This window comes from Microcystis sp. M109S1, assembly GCF_020247025.1.
In the GTDB taxonomy this organism is placed as follows: domain Bacteria; phylum Cyanobacteriota; class Cyanobacteriia; order Cyanobacteriales; family Microcystaceae; genus Microcystis.
The window spans coordinates 1-17375 of the sequence record NZ_JADBRW010000388.1; the positions used below are offsets into that span (position 1 = coordinate 1).

Annotated in this window: 13 protein-coding genes and 1 pseudogene; 7 read left to right on the top strand and 7 right to left on the bottom strand. The window is 41.6% G+C overall.

From position 1 onward, the window contains the following. Nucleotides 1-543: 543 nt before the first annotated feature. The 3 genes from IM322_RS19170 to IM322_RS19180 all read right to left on the bottom strand — a co-directional run bounded on the left by IM322_RS19170 (nucleotide 544) and on the right by IM322_RS19180 (nucleotide 2624). Nucleotides 544-1107 carry a DUF4334 domain-containing protein gene (locus IM322_RS19170; RefSeq protein WP_286826300.1) on the bottom strand — a complete coding sequence of 188 codons (564 nt, stop codon included), beginning with the start codon at nucleotides 1105-1107 and terminating at the stop codon, nucleotides 544-546. Between the two features lie 78 nt (nucleotides 1108-1185). After that, nucleotides 1186-1629, bottom strand: coding sequence for a site-specific integrase (locus tag IM322_RS19175; protein ID WP_012268038.1), 444 nt, complete (start codon nucleotides 1627-1629; stop codon nucleotides 1186-1188). A 140-nt stretch (nucleotides 1630-1769) separates the two neighbouring features. Next, nucleotides 1770-2624, bottom strand: coding sequence for a hypothetical protein (locus tag IM322_RS19180; protein ID WP_287674746.1), 855 nt, complete (start codon nucleotides 2622-2624; stop codon nucleotides 1770-1772). A 245-nt stretch (nucleotides 2625-2869) separates the two neighbouring features. On the opposite strand from IM322_RS19180, the gene IM322_RS19185 reads away from it, so the two are divergent. Continuing rightward, on the top strand, nucleotides 2870-4033 hold the full coding sequence (locus IM322_RS19185; RefSeq protein ID WP_286826297.1) for a cysteine desulfurase family protein: 1164 nt from the start codon (nucleotides 2870-2872) through the stop codon (nucleotides 4031-4033). A gap of 62 nt (nucleotides 4034-4095) precedes the next feature. Here IM322_RS19185 and IM322_RS19190 read toward each other — a convergent pair whose 3' ends face one another. After that, a complete protein-coding gene (locus IM322_RS19190; protein ID WP_286826296.1) occupies nucleotides 4096-5568 on the bottom strand; it encodes an NADH-quinone oxidoreductase subunit M in 1473 nt (490 codons plus the stop codon). A 797-nt stretch (nucleotides 5569-6365) separates the two neighbouring features. On the opposite strand from IM322_RS19190, the gene IM322_RS19195 reads away from it, so the two are divergent. The 6 genes from IM322_RS19195 to IM322_RS19220 all read left to right on the top strand — a co-directional run bounded on the left by IM322_RS19195 (nucleotide 6366) and on the right by IM322_RS19220 (nucleotide 14223). Next, entirely contained in the window at nucleotides 6366-7868 is a 1503-nt protein-coding gene (locus IM322_RS19195; RefSeq protein WP_287674751.1) for a radical SAM/SPASM domain-containing protein, read from the top strand. A gap of 95 nt (nucleotides 7869-7963) precedes the next feature. Then, on the top strand, nucleotides 7964-8101 hold the full coding sequence (locus IM322_RS19200) for a hypothetical protein (protein ID WP_287674753.1): 138 nt from the start codon (nucleotides 7964-7966) through the stop codon (nucleotides 8099-8101). Between the two features lie 168 nt (nucleotides 8102-8269). Next, nucleotides 8270-10339 (top strand): prenyltransferase/squalene oxidase repeat-containing protein, encoded by a 2070-nt coding sequence (locus tag IM322_RS19205; protein WP_287674755.1) that lies wholly within the window; start codon nucleotides 8270-8272, stop codon nucleotides 10337-10339. Nucleotides 10340-10366: 27 nt separating this feature from the next. Beyond that, a complete protein-coding gene (locus tag IM322_RS19210) occupies nucleotides 10367-11578 on the top strand; it encodes a M50 family metallopeptidase (protein ID WP_287674757.1) in 1212 nt (403 codons plus the stop codon). Then, complete coding sequence (locus tag IM322_RS19215) at nucleotides 11575-12783, top strand: ABC transporter permease (RefSeq protein ID WP_185238735.1); 1209 nt, start codon at nucleotides 11575-11577, stop codon at nucleotides 12781-12783. Before IM322_RS19210 ends, IM322_RS19215 begins: the two co-directional genes overlap by 4 nt. Nucleotides 12784-12792: 9 nt before the next feature. Next, a complete protein-coding gene (locus IM322_RS19220; RefSeq protein ID WP_287674760.1) occupies nucleotides 12793-14223 on the top strand; it encodes an efflux RND transporter periplasmic adaptor subunit in 1431 nt (476 codons plus the stop codon). A 24-nt stretch (nucleotides 14224-14247) separates the two neighbouring features. On the opposite strand, the pseudogene IM322_RS19225 reads toward IM322_RS19220, so the two are convergent. The 3 genes and pseudogenes from IM322_RS19225 to IM322_RS19235 all read right to left on the bottom strand — a co-directional run. Then, a pseudogene (locus IM322_RS19225) lies at nucleotides 14248-15590 on the bottom strand (2-succinylbenzoate--CoA ligase). After that, the gene (locus IM322_RS19230) at nucleotides 15566-16531 is read right to left on the bottom strand and encodes an o-succinylbenzoate synthase (protein WP_287674762.1); all 966 of its coding nucleotides are present in this window, start codon (nucleotides 16529-16531) and stop codon (nucleotides 15566-15568) included. Before IM322_RS19230 ends, IM322_RS19225 begins: the two are co-directional and overlap by 25 nt. A 363-nt stretch (nucleotides 16532-16894) precedes the next feature. After that, nucleotides 16895-17375 (bottom strand): calcium-binding protein (locus IM322_RS19235; RefSeq protein WP_287674763.1); only part of this gene is annotated, 481 nt, incomplete at its 5' end.

Genomic DNA, 17375 nt, shown 5'->3' on the forward strand with positions numbered 1-17375 from the left:
CGGGTAAAATCAAGGAAACGACTCTCAATCAGTTTTTAGAGGGTTTTTGGCGATCCATCACGATTTTTAAAGGACAAGAACCAAAAACCAACAACGATGACACCTCCCAAGAAACCCCCGAATCGGAGCAGTAAAGATTTGATTACCACAGAAAGGTAACTTAGGCGAAAAAGTTTACAAATATTTAATATTATCTCTCTTTTGTCAAATTAGGAAATGAAATTCCTTATTTGTTGAATCTAGTCGATGGTGAAATTAGAAGAATGTTCAAACACCACAAACTCTTAAGTGATATTGCACTCAAAATGAATCAAACCTCTGACTCTATTTATCAAGAAGAATGGGATGAACACGCATTTCGTCCACAGCAAGTGTAGAATTTATTATTCTAAATGCTTAATTGGTTGGTGAGTTAATTTTTTTAACTTCTCAGCTACTTCAACCCGATGACAACGATGATAAGTTCATAATTACCTCCTGTTCCTCTGTACTTGAATTATCCCTCAACTCTAAATTCTTGCACCAGAGCGTTTAAATCGAACCTCAAGAATTAAGAGGTCTTTGACATCGCTTGAGAACAAAAAAGAAAGGTTGGGGAGAGTTTTTAAAATCCATAATTCCCAGCACGGTATTATCATCTACTTTCCGAAAAGAGTCATTGATGGGCAAATAATCATAAATCATCGTGGCGCTGACTTTGCCCCGATATTCCATCATTCGCAGTCTAGCCTGACTTGTCTCTGTTTTCAGCAAGGAGTTGGTCAGCATCAGTAAAGGTTTCAGAGAATTATTTTTGAGTATCGGCAGCTTCAAAATCCAGTTCATGGCCGTGGGATTGGGTGCCACCTTAAAAATTTTTCCCTGACCATCTAAAAATAACAGGGGGTGGACATTCTCAGTATCGACAAATTCTTTACCATACCAATTAGATGCTTCTAATAAACCATCCATTGGGTGATTTGTCTGAAGTCCAGAACCTTGCCAACGACCGAGCATAAAGTCTAAACTCACGGGGTCGAGAGCGTCAAACAATTGTAAAGCTCTTTCTGTGGTTGTTTGACCAGCTTTAAGAATCGACTGGCCGCTTTCTAATTCTAATGTTTCCATTGTTTCACTCTTGTTGTGTCCTGACAATGATATTATAGCTTCTCAGCCACAGGGTGGGGGATTGCCACTTGGTTAAGATTACCAAACATCCGACATATCTTCAGTCAATGGGTCATCGTATCGCCTTAAAGTTTCCAGCCATTCACTCATTTCTTCCTTGATGGTTTCTTTAAGTTCTTGCAAATCATCTTTATCTATTAGGCCTTTTTCCAGTAAGAAAGTGTAGAACTTTTTCAGACTACCTGCATTAGCCTTGATGCTTGATTGACTGGCCCACAGGGCCTTTTTGATAAACCAATAACCCAAAAAGTCACTGACCATATCTACCCCGTCTTTGGCTTCTACGGCATCTTCATAGAGTAAATATTCGTTGATATAAAAATCTATATTTGAAACATGATTATTAATGGTTTTTTCGGACAGGCCTGATGATTCTAGCCAACTCTCAAAATCCGTTAGTAATTCATGATTGGCTTTTCTTATCTTTTGACAGTCAGCCTCGTATTTCTGGGAATCATCCATCTCAAATTTCTCTCCTCCAAATCGCTGCTCGATGGTCAATAGGGTAATGAATCAAGTGTTTTTTTCCAAGCGTCTAAGGCCGCCATTTCCTCCTCAGGGTCAACGTCGGCCAACCGCCTGAATCGCCTTTCTCTTTTCTGCTAAATAGCTCCAACGATGTTAGACTCAATTTGCTCAATGATAGCGGCCACATCTTCTTCTGTATCTCGAGGTTGGGTTAATTCCACATCCGTTGAGGAGAGGCACATTTGAGTCCAGTCTAAGTTTTCCACTTCACACTGGTCAATCACCGAACTAGGGATGTTTTTCAGGGTGATGCTATCCCATTCAATGCCGATGTGATTGCTCTGCCGCTCAATTGTCACAATGCCGATGAGATTGCTCTGCCGCTCAATTGTCACAATTCTTCCTTGCCAACCACCGATGTCAGTCCCAAAATCTGGGTCGAGTACACCCTGTTTGACGATGACCGAGTCGCCGACTTTGAAGTCAAACTCTGACTCGGAAAATTCTGGCGACAAAGTTGAGGCAACAGAGATATGATAGTCGTTTCCTAGCTCTTTTAACTCAAAATCCACAATCATTCGTCTGTTTTCCGAGAAATAACGGTTTTTCCTGGCGATTAGCTCCTCGATTAGCCCTTGAATCTCCGCCTTGAGCTTTTCATCTCCGTTAAGAAGGTCTTTGTTAAAAACTCGGTCTATCATCCCTTGCCGCTTTGATTCGGGGGACAACGCCAGATTCCAAGCGATTGTCCCTAGGGTCAGCAATCTTCGCATGGATTCCTTCGTTTCAGGGGATTCCCGGTAAGGTTCGACAAAATCCTCCAGAACTTCCGACATTTTGACTTCCCCAGAAGGAGAGACGACAATTTCCTTGAAAGGCAAGGACTTTTCTCTTAATTTCTTCTCAAAGCTTTTCAAGAGTTTCTGGGAGCCTTGGGACATTTTCTGCAGCCTGAGCAGTTCACTAAATGCCTTCGATTTTTTAGCCATGATTGAGCCGGAAAATATGTTTTATTAATCCTGTTGGGTTACTGAACAACATTGGAATAGGGAAATTGTAACTGCTGTCAGAGAGCGATTGCGCTCTCATTATTAAATCTTAAAGTTCTAGACTGAGTTGTAAGCTGTTGACTACTATCCGATACTTTTTTGTTAACATAGATTAGCAATGCACTTTCAGAGATTCTCTTAAAACAGGGGATATCTCCTTCTCAAATCCCCCGCAGGGGAAAAATATGTCTCAAAAGCCGATTTATCTAGATTGCCACGCCACGACACCGCTAGAGCCGCAAGTTCTGGCGGCGATGTTACCCTATTTTACCGAACACTTTGGTAATGCCAGTAGTATTAATCATGTCTATGGTTGGACAGCCGAGGCTGCGGTTAAACAGGCAAGAGAAACAATCGCCGCTGCTATTAATAGTAGTCCCGAAGAAATTATTTTTACCAGTGGGGCAACAGAGGCCAATAACCTAGCTATCAAAGGGGTTGCCGAAGCTTATTTCGCCAAGGGACGGCACATAGTTACGGTGGTGACAGAACATCGCGCCGTTTTAGATCCCTGTCATTATCTGGAAAAATTGGGTTTTGAGGTGACAATTTTACCCGTCGGTACTGATGGTCTAATTGACTTGGAATTACTAGAAAAATCTGTGCGTCCTGACACGATTTTGCTGTCAATTATGGCCGCTAATAACGAGATTGGGGTGATTCAACCTTTAGCGGCAATTGGGGCGATTTGTCGCCAGTATCAGGTACTTTTTCATACGGATGCGGCCCAAGCAATCGGGAAAATTCCCCTAGATGTGGAGGAAATGAATATAGATCTGATGTCCTTAACTGCCCACAAAGTCCACGGACCGAAGGGAATCGGTGCGCTGTACGTCCGGCGCCGGAACCCCAGAGTTCGTCTCGCCGCTCAAATTCAAGGGGGAGGCCAGGAAAAAGGACTGCGATCGGGTACAATATTTACACCGCAAATTGTCGGTTTTGCCAAGGCGGTAGAATTGGGCATCAAAGCGATCGAAGAAGATACCAGCTACTTAAATCGGTTAAAAGCCCGTTTATGGGAGATTATCAGTCAATTAGACAGAATTTATCTCAATGGTCATCCTAGCCAAAGATTAGCCGGAAATTTAAATATTAGTATTGAAGGGGTGGACGGTGCGGCGTTATTGTTAGGATTACAGCCAATAGTGGCGCTTTCCTCCGGTTCTGCCTGTTCTTCTAGCCATACCGCCCCCTCTCACGTTTTAACTGCCTTGGGTCGCCCCGAATCTCTCGCTTATGCCTCCCTGCGCTTCGGGTTGAGTCGTTTTAATACTTTAGAAGAAATTGAACTGGTGGGGGAACAGGTGGTTTTAACGGTTAATTCCCTCCGCAAAGCCAAAAATTTTTGACGTTTCGGCACATATCCACAAGTTAGTTTCGGTCTAGGTTTAAAAAATCCCGAAAAAGGTTTCTATGATTGCTTTTGACTGATTGCCGTCCCAGTTAATAACATTGATGCTTGGTTTTCACTCCAGTGAATCATCCAATTCGGTTGTAATCCCAAAACAATAATAAATAAAGCCAAAGCAATTTCGGGAAATCTTTCGGGCCAGGTACTGCGAGGAATGCGCGATAATTCAGGGGTTAAACGACCAAAGAAAACCCGATTAATCATCAGGAGAAAATATACTGCGGTTAAACCACTAGCGACCAAACATAGGAGGGTTTGTATCGGAAAAATCGGGAAACTGCCACGAAAGACTAAAAATTCGGCGATAAATCCCACCATTCCGGGGATGCCGGCGCTGGCCATAGCCGCTAAAATCATTAACATTCCCGTGATTGGTAAACCTCTTTCTGGATTTAATAAACCGCGTAGATAATCCACATCCCGGCTGCCGGTTTTTTTATAGACTACTCCCACCAACAAAAATAACAAAGCGGAAATTAAACCGTGACTAATCATCTGCAAAATCGCCGCAGTGATGCTTAATCTGGTGGTGGCCGCCGCCGCTAGTAAAATATAGGCCATGTGGGAAATGGAAGAATAGGCCACTACTTTTTTCATATCCTTTTGGGCAATAGCGCAACTGGCCCCGTAGAGGGCGCTGATAGCTGCTATCGTTGCTAACCAAGGGGCGATAGTCACCCAAGCGTCGAGAAATAAACCGACTCCAAAGCGCAGCAGTCCATAGGTTCCTAATTTGAGTAATATTCCCGCTAAAAGCACAGAAACGGGGGTAGATGCTTCGACGTGGGCATCCGGTAGCCAAGTATGAAAGGGAAAAATCGGGATTTTGATGGCTAATCCGATGAGAAGGGGGATGAGGAGCAGTAATTGGGTGTTAACGGGTAAATTGTTCGATAAAAGGGGATTATAGGCGAAATTATTAGCACCGGTTAGCCAAACTAAGCCGAGGAAAGAGATTAGCACTAAAAAGCCTGAAATTGCCGTGTATAATAAAAATTTCATGCCTGCGTAGCCGCGTCTTTGCCCCCCCCAAATGGCAATGAGAAAGTAAAGCGGGACGATTTCTAATTCGTAAAATAGGAAAAATAGCAGTAAATCCTGCGCTAGAAAGGCCCCCGCTACTCCGGCATTGAGTAACAGGAGCAGGGAATAGTAAAATCTCGGTCGGTTAACCTCTGTACCACTAGCATAAAGAGCAATTATTGTCAAGAGGCTGTTAAGAAAAAGTAATGAAAATGATAATCCATCGACACCGAGGGCATAATTGAAACCGAGGAAATTAATCCAAGGCAGGTTAACCGTGAACTGCATTTGCGGGTTACTAGGGTCAAATTGCCAGCCAAGGAGAATATTCAGCAGTAAGAGAACGACAGAAAGAGTTAGAGCTAATCCTCGCACTTTTTTCGCCTCTAGAGGCGTGTAGGCAATCAGTATCGCCCCTATAATCGGTAGCCAAATAAAAGCGTTGAGCATTCTTTATTTTAATGGGGATGATAAACTTTCTTATTATTGCCTGAGCGGTCAATCTTGAGCAAGATAGCTATCAACTTTTAAGTAGGGAGGCACAATCATTTGTAGGATGGGTTAGCGGTAGCGTAACCCATCGGGGCGTTGGGTTTCATGCTTCAACCCAACCTACGTTCATCTTATATTTAATTCCACCCACCTACTTAACATTCATTTTTGAAATAACTATCTCTGGTTTTTCTCGTTTCTGTGTCGAGGGGAGAAAAATAGGGATAATTTTCCAGAAATATAGTCTTCAAAACCTCGCCTAGTAAAACTACTAGGAATGATAAGCACTGATTATCACACAAATTCGAGAAAAGCCAAAGTTCTAATCATTAGGTGTGTTATTAATATTTATTAAGTTTCAGTTAATTATATTAAGTTTCAGTTAATTATATTAAGTTTCAGTTAATTATATTAAGTTTCAGTTAATTATATTACGTTTCAGTTAATGCCGAGAAAATATGCTAAATTGATCGTCAAGGGCAAAGAGGGGTGCGAAGCCAATCGTCTCTTACCCTTCTCAGAAACAGGAAAACTAGGCAACTGATACTAATTTTTAACAGTCGTAAATAACATCTGAAAATTCCGCTCTCAGAAAGAAATTACGCTTTGGAATGATCAACTAAGTCTGTCATTACTTTACTTTTGAAAAATGATATGAGGCTAACTCAGCCCAATAACGTGGTTGAAGCCCCCATTTTTCCGTTGCCTCCTCGCTTACATTAATAACCTATCAACATACTATACTTTGACTTACCATGCTAAGAACAAGCAGTTACACGATCTATGTTGACTTACCTAGCAGTACCGACGAAATGCTGCTTGTGCATGGTTACACGGGAGCTTATAACAAAGTTTCTCGACGGGTTGCCACCTATTTGCGTTCCCTAGAAGTGAAAGCACCACCTAAACCTTTATACGGAGATTGGACTCCTGAACCGGCTATTAATGGGGAAATCACACCTCCCGCTGAAGCAACAATTGAGTTACTGAAAAAGCGGGGATACTTGACGAAAATGACACCAGAGGAAGAGGAGGCATTCTTTGTGAAGTTGGCAACCAAGCTGCATCATTTTCAGAAGCGTTTGATGCCGAGTTATGTTTTCATGCCTACCTATAGTTGTAATCTGCGCTGTCCTTATTGTTTTCAAGATCACATGAGGACAGACCCAGCTTACAAGCATTTATTAACAAGAATGTCCCCGGAGGTAGTGGATAGAATTTTTGCCGCTATGCCTGCCATTGAAGCGGCTCACGGTGTATCAGAAGATGCTGACTTACCTCGCAATATTACCCTTTTTGGTGGCGAGCCTTTATTGGCAGAAAACCGCTCAACGATTGAATATATCCTTGAACGCGCCTTCGCTTCAGGACAGGCAAATTTCTCGGCAGTTACCAATGGAACAGAGTTAGAAGCTTATCAAGATTTACTGGCTCCAGGGAAAATTTCTTGGCTACAAATCACTTTAGATGGCGTTCCCCACGAACATGATAAGCGGCGAATTTATGCCGACGGTAAAGGTTCTTACGAGCAAATTGCCCAGAATATTACGCGAGCATTAGATTTGGGAGTCCGGGTGGCGGTGCGAATGAATATTGACAGGAACAATGTTAATAAACTGCCCGATTTGGCTGATGAAATTGTTGCTAGAGGCTGGAATAAATACAAAGGATTTCAGGCTTATACTGCCGTAGTTACTGCGTCTAATGCCAAAACTGAGGTCAAAACCACATTAAATTCCTGGGAATTAGATTTACAACTAAACTCCCTACGGCAAGAACATCCTAATATGCGGGTAATTGAGCGACCGGATGATGGATTGATGGCGGGGGTCAGAGAGATTTTTTCAGAGAATAGAGAGCCGATAAATTCCTTTAAAGCCAGTTTCTGTGGTGCCCATAACAAAATGTACGTTTTCGATCCTTTTGGGGATATTTATGCTTGTTGGGAGAAAACAGGAGATCCGAAAATTCGCATTGGTTACATAACAGAAGACAGTCAAGTTATCTTAAATGAAGAATTAAACCAAACCTGGCGAAATCGCACGGTTGTTTCTAACCCAGTTTGTCGCAAGTGTCGCTATTCTTTTTCTTGCGGAGGTGGGTGTGCGGTTTCAGCAATGAATCATCAAGGCAAATTCTATACCAATTATTGTGATGGTTTTGCCCATCGCTTTCGAGCCAGTGTAGCTGAAGCCTATTTAGATCATGTGGCTGGTACGGAAGTAGAAGAAAGACAGGAGCTTTTGTGTCCTGTATAAACGGTCTTTATCTGTCAAGCTGTGCCTGGGGAGAGTTATCTTTCTCAACCCAATTGTCCAAGTCAACTTAATCCAACTAAAAGGAGAATACCATCATGGATGACAAAACCAAAAACATTCAGCCTGAAATCGAGAACTTGAATCTTGATGAAATTGATGTTGAAGAACTGGAAAAACGCCTTGAGTTAGCAGCAGCAGCACAAGGGGTAGGATGCTTAGCTTATTGGAGTTAGCTTATTGGAGTACCAAATAAAAATTGCAATTAGCTAACAAAATGTTGCAAATTGTTTGAATCAGAATAGCTGATTTAGGGAGAGTGATTAAAGAGTACAGCAACAGATAAAGATTACTCTTAACCCCAATTAAGCTATTCTGTTTTTTATCTAATTAGGATGGTGAGCATGAATTACTTAGAAACTTTGAGGTTAAAATTTCAAGAAGAAATTGAGATAATAACCAAAGAAAAATACCGATTACAGGCTTTATGGACAGAAAAGCTGCTAAGAAATGGTTTAGACAATAATCCGCAAATAGGGATAGATCAGCAAGCTTTTTTTGTCTATTTCTTTATTAAAGCTTTTCCTACTTTACAGATTGATGATATTAGGATATTGGCTCTAGCAGGTCAGTTTTTTGCTAATTCTGTTGTCTTGTGTGATGAAGTAATAGATCGAGCATCTAGCGGTATAAATATAGCTAGTGTACTAGGAATGCAAGCAAGGCAATTTGAATCCTATCATTTACTTTATCAAATCTTTCCGCCTAATACAATTTTCTGGCAAAGGTTTCGAGGTTATTTATCTGAGTACACTCAAGCTTGCCTTGAGGAAAATGATTTTATTTCAGGAAAACGTCCTTGGAGTGAATATTCAGAATCCATCGCGATTCAAAGTATTAAGAATAAAACCGGAGTTGCTAAAACGGCGATTGCCGGCTTGGTAGAATTAGCTGAAGATGATACTTACTTAGACTCTTTAGGAGAATCGATTAGTAATTTTTATGTCGCTGGTCAAATGCTCGACGATCTCCGCGACTGGAAGGAAGACTTACAAACTGGAATACCATCTTTATTGCTGTCTCGCCTCATAGATGAATCACCGCACCACTACAGCCAGGAAGAATTAGAAGAATTACGAAAAAAATTAAATCATAAAATTTATTATCAAGGACACGCTAATTATGTCTTAGAACTTACCCTAAAATATCTCGATCAGGCAGAGGTCTTAAAAAAAGAATTGCCAGAACTACTCTGGTGGAATGTGACCTCAAAACTACGTCACCAATGTCAGACATTAATTGAAGATATAGCTGGCATCGTCCAGAAAAACCTAGAACGTGCCCAAAAACAGCCTAAATTTACTTTAACCCTGCCTCCGGCTGCAAGTGAATGGCAAGAACTGTCATGGGATGGCTTGAATTTTATTATCAAACAATGGCAGTTAGGCTTTGGGGAAGCTAGACACATCATGGTATTTCCCCAGGAGCAAGGATTTAGTTCTTCTCAAGAATACCAGTATGGAGATGTGTTTCAAAGAGCATTAATTGCTGATGCTTTATGTGATGTCGATGAACAGTTAGGGGGATTACTACAGCCGTTACTAAAAGAAGAAGTAAACTATCTCCTGAACTGTCAGCGAACAACAGGAATTGGGGGGTGGAGTTATTTTCCTGATTTGCCAGAATTGTCACCCGATGCCGATGATTTAGCACAGATAATGCAGGTTTTATTGCGTTTGGGTCATGGCGCAGAACTTGTAAAATTCTGCGAAACTCCTTTGAAATTTCTTTTAGAAGATTGTGCCTATCCTGATGGTAGTTTTGAAACCTGGATTATCCCCAAAAATCAGCGGACACCAGAACAAGAAAACCAAGCTAAGTGGGCAAAAGAAGCTTGGGGAACTGGACCCGATACCGATGTAATTGCTAATTTAGTCTATGCTCTTTGGTTGTACGATTCACAACGTTTTTCTGATCAAATCAAACAGGGAATCACCTATTTAGAATCTCAACAACAGGCTGACGGCAGTTGGTTGAGCAGTTGGTATCACGGTCCCTATTATGGCACTTACGTCTGCTTGAGACTGTTAGCCGCTACTAAACCGGATTCACCGGCGATTTCCCGCGCCTTAAACTTTGTCAAAACTCACCAACATCCTGATGGAGGTTGGGGACTGACAGAGGACAGTGATTCCCTTAGTACAGCCCTATCTTTGTTAGGATTGGCGGCTGTTGCCAAGCTGGAGGGAGGTGAGGAGAATAATAATTTAGCTACTCCAGCTTTGTCATTTCTGCAAAGTTGTCAGCAACCAGATAAAGCTTGGGAAAATTGTCAATTTATTTGCATGGAATTGGGGCGCGCTTCTGGTCAAGTCTATCAAATTCTTTCCTATGGCAGCCGCACCATAACTAGCACCTTCGTGATGAAAGCAGCTAATGCTTGGCATCAACTGAGCAGACAGACTATTTTATAGGGAAATCAGGGAAAAATTGAACCAACTATGGACAGATTGCCAGACATCCAAGGAATTCAAGAACGACTGATAGTTGATACATCTGAAGGTCGTCCAGTTTATCTATTAGCAGTGGGAACAAATCCCACCTATATTAGACTGTCATCTACTTCCTATTACCTTTTGGAACAGCGCAGCTTGGGGGTTTCCTTCGAGTCAGTGGCTGAAGATCTTAATAAAAAAGGACAGCAGGTATCGCCCGCTCAAGTTGAAGCGGCTTATCATAAAGTATTAGGACAAATTAATGAAATTGAGCGCAATCCTAAGTCAAAGCAGTCAGAATTTTTCTTCCGGTTTCCCCTACTGCCAAAAAGTTGGGTTCGTCCCCTAGCAGCTTCTCTCTCTTTCGCTTTTTCTAAAATTAGTGTCTATTTTTTGTTAGGTTTCATGGCACTGGCCGTTGCTATTGCTCCCCATAATGATTTTAATCTAGAAGTTACGCCAGACGGCTTTTTTTGGGGCTATTTACTATTTCTATTTTCCTTGATAATTCATGAATTAGGTCATGCGAGTGCCTGTAGCCGTTACGGTAGTGAACCCAGTGATATTGGGTTTACTTTCTATCTGATTTGGCCAGCTTTTTATAGTGATGTTAGTTCCGCTTGGCGACTCAAGCGTTGGCAAAGGGTAATTGTCGATATCGGCGGCGTATTTTTCCAATTGGTAGTTGCTGCTGTTTATGTTATAATCTATAAATTTACTGATTTACTCGCCTTCAAACTCGCTCTCTTGATGATTGTGGGCAGTTGTCTATTTACCCTCAATCCAGTTTTTAAGTTTGATGGCTATTGGTTCCTTGCTGATGCTTTGGGGGTGACAAATTTAGCGGCGCAACCCTTACGAATTTCTCATTATTTCTTGAATAAATTCAGGAAACGTCCAGTAAAGCCTTTACCTTGGCCTCCCATAATTTTGATAATTTTAACTTTATATAGTTTCCTGAGTTTTGCTATTTGGGGATATTTTATTTGGTTCATTTTTCCTCTCTTCTGGCAAGAATCAGTCAAGTATCCCCAAGCAGTAGTTTCAATTACTTCTAAGCTTTGGCATTGGCCTCCTATTTTGGGTTTAGAAGAATTAAAAGCTTTTGCTACTTCAACTTTTCTGCTTGCCATTTTTGGCTTGATGGTATGGCGTTTAATTCAAGCCCTAATTAATCTAAAATTCCGCCGTCAAACTGAATTAGGAGGGAACCAATGAAAATTTTTGATTATTGGCAAATTGCCAGTCAAAATCTCCTCAAAAATAAACTGCGTAGTAGCCTGACTATGCTAGGAATTATTGTGGGGAATGCTTCCGTGATCACCTTATTCGGAATTGGTCAGGGAACACAAAATTTAGCGGCCCAGCAGTTTCAATCCTTGGGAACTAATGTTTTATTTGTCGTCCCTGATGTCAGCGATGGTTGGGGGACTACTTATCAAAAACCGAGAAGTTTAGTATTAGAAGACGCTAGGGCGATTGCCACTCAAGTGCCGGCCGTGTCAGAAGTTGCTCCTGAAATTCAATCGACCGAAGTTGCAAATTACGGCAGTAAAACCTTTGAGACTCGTGCTATTGGCACCACACCGGAATATCTCTCGGTGCGAAATTTTGATGTAGCTAAGGGGCGATTTTTGAATGAATCAGATATTGAAAGCAATAATTTAGTCGTGACTTTAGGACCAGAATTGGCAACAAAATTATTTAACCAAGAAAATCCTCTAAATCAATACGTGCGGATTAGAAATATTGATTTTCGCGTTATTGGAGTGATGAAACCGAAAGGTTCAGTATTAGGAACCAATTTAGATGATGTCGCCATGATACCAGTTACCACAATGGCCAATCGCCTGACTGGAAGAACCTCTTCTGCTGGTATAGAACTATCCTTTATTTCCTTTTCAGCACGAGATAAAACCAGAGTAGAAGCCGCCCTATTTCAAGTAAGAAATCTACTGCGACAGCGCCATCAGGCTTATGACTTTAGCATACAAACTCAAAAAGATTTGTCAGCAACTGCCGACCGGATTGCCAGCGCCCTGACTTTATTCTTAGTAGCGATCGCCAGTATCTCTCTTTTCGTCGGCGGCATTGGTATCATGAATATTATGCTGATTTCTGTAAGTGAGCGCACTTCAGAAATTGGACTACGAAAAGCAGTAGGAGCATCTGGCCGCCAGATTCTCATGCAGTTTCTTATTGAAGCAGTTATCCTTTCGGTACTTGGGGGGTCAATAGGCGCTTTTGTGGGAGTCGGCGGGAATATCCTCGTTGCTAGTTTTACTCCCCTCAAAGCCAGCATTTCTCCTCTAGTGATTGCTTTAACTTTAGGTGTGTCGGGAAGCATCGGATTATTTTTCGGAGTCGCCCCTGCCCGACAGGCAGCCCGACTAGACCCAATTGTTGCCTTGCGGAGTATATAAAACCTAACTATGCGAGTTCCAGTGATCCCCAAAGTTACCCTCAAGCTTCCCCGTACCTGGACGATGGGAATCCTCACCGTCGGCATCATCGGCAGCACTGCTACAGTTTACCTAACATCGCGCCATCCCGCTGCTCCCACAGACATCAATCACCTCACGGTTGCCGTCAAACAAGAGAACCTTACCTTAGAAATTCAGGCCAGCGGCAGCGTCAGACCGATTGAAAGCGTCAATATCAGTCCCAAAACTTCCGGGCGTTTGACAGAACTTCTCGTAGAAAAAGGAGATCGGGTCAAGGAAGGGCAAGTTATCGCCCGCATGGAAGATACAGAAATTCGCGCCCAACTAATAGAAGCGCAGGCTAACCTCAGTCGCCAGGAAGCCAGTCTCTCTGAATTGCTGGCGGGCAGCCGCCCTGAAGACATCGCCCAAGGTCGTGCCCGTTTGAGCCAAACCGAAGCCCGTCTCGCTCAATTACTGGCGGGCAGCCGCCTTGAAGACATTGCCCAAGCTCAAGCTCAACTAGAAGCAGTCCAAGCCAAAGAAAGACTAGCCATCGCCAGACTGGAGAGGAACCGACAGCTTTTAGCCGATGGAGCGATCGCGCAAGATCAACTAGATGAAGCCACTGCCGATGCTGAGAGTGCTGCCGCTAACAGCCAAGAAGCGATCAACCAATTAGCTAAACTGAAAAATGGCAGCCGTCCCCAAGAAATTGCCCAGGCGCGAGCCGAAGTTGCTGAAGCTAGATCCGCACTAACAAAATTGGAAAATGGCAGCCGCCCCCAAGAAATTGCCCAAGCGAGGGCAGAAGTCGCCGTAGCCAAAGCTCAAGTTTTGCGGGTTCAATCCCAAATGCAAGATAGCGTGGTTGTGGCTCCCTTTTCCGGCTTGATTACCCAACGCTATGCCAGCATCGGTGCTTTTGTCACCCCAACTACTTCCGCTTCTAGTAGTGCTTCTGCTACTTCTACTTCAATTGTTGCTTTAGCCACGGGATTGGAGATTCTCGCCGAACTTTCAGAAGTAGATATTAGTAAAATAAAAGTCGGACAAATGGTACAAATTCGTACTGATGCCTATCCGCAAAAAGTCTTTCAAGGTAGAGTCCGCTTGATTGCCCCAGAAGCGGTCAGGACTAACAATGTCACCTCTTTTCAGGTACAGATAGCCATTGAAACGGGACAGGAAAAACTCCTGTCGGGAATGAATGTGAGACTGACTCTTTTAGGTTCCTCAATTCCTCAGGCTTTAGTCGTACCAAATGTCGCTGTTTTAACTCAAAATGGCAAGACTGGGGTATTAGTTCCCAACCAGGAGAATAAACCTAAATTCCGTCCAGTGACTCTTGGCCCAGTTATCGGCGATAAAACTCAGGTTCTTAATGGGGTTAAAGTTGGAGAGCGGGTATTTATCGACTATCCTGAAGATTCTCCTTAGAGTATCTGTTTGGATCAGCTATAATTATCGTCTGGGGTTTGACTCGGTGTCAAAAAAGTTTCAGCTAATTTAATTAAAGTAGTTTGATTAATCTTACCTTGGGTACTTTTTGGTATCTCCGGTAATTTTATCCAATGTTTCGGCAGTTTATAATTGACTAATTTATCTTTAATCTGGGATTGAATACTTGTCTGGCCTATCTGAGAGTTAACGGGTACATAAAAAGCCACAATTACCTGTCCCCATCGAGAATCTGGCAATCCTAAAACCACCACATCTTTAACTAAATTAGTTTGTCTAATGGCAGTTTCTACCTCAAAAGGATAAACATTTTCTCCTCCGGTAATTATTTTTTGACTATCGCGGCCAATGATATATAAATAACCACTTTCATCGAAGTAACCTAAATCATCGGTCTCGAAGTAGCTTGCTTGATTAAGATGGGGATAATAGCCTAAAAATAAAGATTTCGCTTCAATAATAATTTTCTGGTTATCGGGATTAATTTTTATCTGAGCATGGGGTAATAGCTGTCCACTACTATTATTTCCTCGTCGAAAATCTTCTGGTTTAAGAGTGACGATTTGTGAGGCAGTTTCCGTCATTCCATAGGTGGGAGACAGAGAAATATTATATTCTCTAGCTTTTTCTAGTAAAGATGGCCATGCAGGGGAACCTCCTAGTAAAACTGTTTTAAAATTGGCTAACCATCGAGGATCATTTTCTAGAAAGAATTGTAATTGACTGGGGACTAAGGAGATAAAATAATCTTGAAGATTGAGATTATTTATGCGCTTTTGTTTAATTTTATGGTAAGGAATAACAGCAAAATCTCCCCCTGTTAAAAAACTTCTGAGAAACTGCATTAAACCACTAACATGATATAAAGGCAATAGGCAAAAAGAGTTAACCTGCTTGACTTGAAAATATTCAGAGAAACCTTTAACAGAAGCATTTAAAGTTAACCAGTTATGGATAGCAAAGCGAATTTTTCCCGAGGTTCCTCCCGTGGGTATCATCAGAGAATTAGTCAAAGGATTGACGGGAGGGAAATTATGGTTAAAAACCTTGATATTTTCGCCAAAAATATAATCGGGTTGCATCAGAGAGAAAACCTGTTGCCATTCGTTAGTTTTCCAGTCGGGATTAGCTAGAAATAGGCAACTTTTGGCACTGACGGCAGCCAAGAATATAGCTAAGAATTTAAGGGGATTGCCTTCGGAAAGAAGCATAGTTAATCGAGGATTATCTGCGGCGATAAATTGCTGGGAATAGGACTGATATAATTGATAAAATTTTTGGCTATTGTATCCATATAACCAATCTTTTTGACTGAGATATGCTAATTGTTTGCTGATGTCGTCCACAGTTTTTCTAACCAATCGGGTTCACTATTATTAAACCATTGTTGCACACCAAAGCCTAAAGCTCGCTCCTTTCGGGGGTATTCTTGTGCTAGACGTAAAGCGGATTTTCTGCCGATATTAGTTTCTAAAACGGAGGAAAATACTAAATCTAAGGGATATTTTTCCCAGAGATTTCTTAACCCTTGTATTGAACCGGTAATAGCAGGTTTAATCACAAAAATTCCTCGCCATCCCCGTTGATAACATTCCTCTATTTGTCGAAGATTGGCTACGGATTCATCTAAAGCAATCCCTGTGGTAAAATCTTGACTTAATTGCAACATTTCTGCCAATTTAGACGGGGGTAAAGGTTGTTCGATAAATTCAATTATTTTAGATTCATCGGCAATTTTTAACCAGATTTTACCCTCAGCAATACTTAATCCCCCATTGGCATCTAAACGCAATTTAATTTCCCTGGGTAATCGGGTAATTAATTTTTCAAATAAGTTTAACTCTTGCTTGAGAGAATTAACTGCAATTTTCCATTTATAAGTATTAGTTTGATTAGAAGCTAAAATATCATCCAGACAGGGAAATACTGCCGCACCAGTGGGCAATAAATAACTATAATTTTTCGTTTCTAATTCTTTTGATTGATTTTCTATACTTAAATCTTCTAAAGCTGATTCAAAGGCAAATTGACACGCGGGAAATTGTTCAGGAATAGAAAAAATTGAATTTATTGATAGGGGATTTTCGAGACTTTGACAGAATAATATTGCTGCCGATAATGTTTCTGAACCAAATTCAGGTAAAGGAGCAATTTCTCCCCATCCAATACGTCCATCTTCAGCTTCTAAGCGAATAATAATTCCTTCCCTAATTTGCCATAGTCTGTGATGGGTTTGTAGGGGACGCAGCAAAGGACGCTGATAAACACGAAATTGCCAGAAATACATGATTAACTATAAGTAGTCGTGAAAAATTAATTTTCTAGTTGAGATAGGAGACCTTTCAGTGATCAGTAAACAGTAATCAGTCAAAGGCTGCAGCTCAATTTTATATAAATATCTATATCATATTTTGGGCTTGTAAGTAAGTAATCTCAATTAATTGTTAGATAGTGGGACAGGCTTCTGATTCTTTGTATTTTATCTTTAATTGTAACTGGCTACTTAGTTGATGATAGGTAGTGCGTTACGTCAATCATAGTCCATCACACAATCACAGTCGATGATAGGTGGTGCGTTACGACGGATTGTCACCTTCCAGTCAAAGCAGCAATTTTGGCCGTCTAACGCACCCTACAAGCTGTATTAAGATTAAACTAATACAAGTATATCAGAGGCGGTAAGAGTCGGTTTAGAACTGAGAGTGGCAATCTGAACGGGTACTAATATGTTTGTCCCATCAGCATCGAAGGAAAGAACCCCATTAATTATGTTATAAATAAAGCGATTGCTGGCATTTAATGCAGTTGTTCCTAACACGAATTGAGCGGTTGTAATCGCAACTCCTGCGGCTAAACCACCGCCAAAACCCGCAGCAGAGACAGTAATTTTATCCCCCTGACTGGAGAGGAAATCAGTAATTGTGTCAATCCCTTCATTGCGGTTGTTGAAGGTGAATTGATCGCCACCTGCACCCCCTGTTAGGGTATCATTACCTAAGCCACCAATTAGAATATTATTGTCCGCAGTACCGGTGATAATATCATCGTTTGATGACCCGATAATGGGTTCTGGGACGTTAGCAGAAACCGCTAGACTACTAGCTATATTGGGTAAGGGATTACCAATCTGA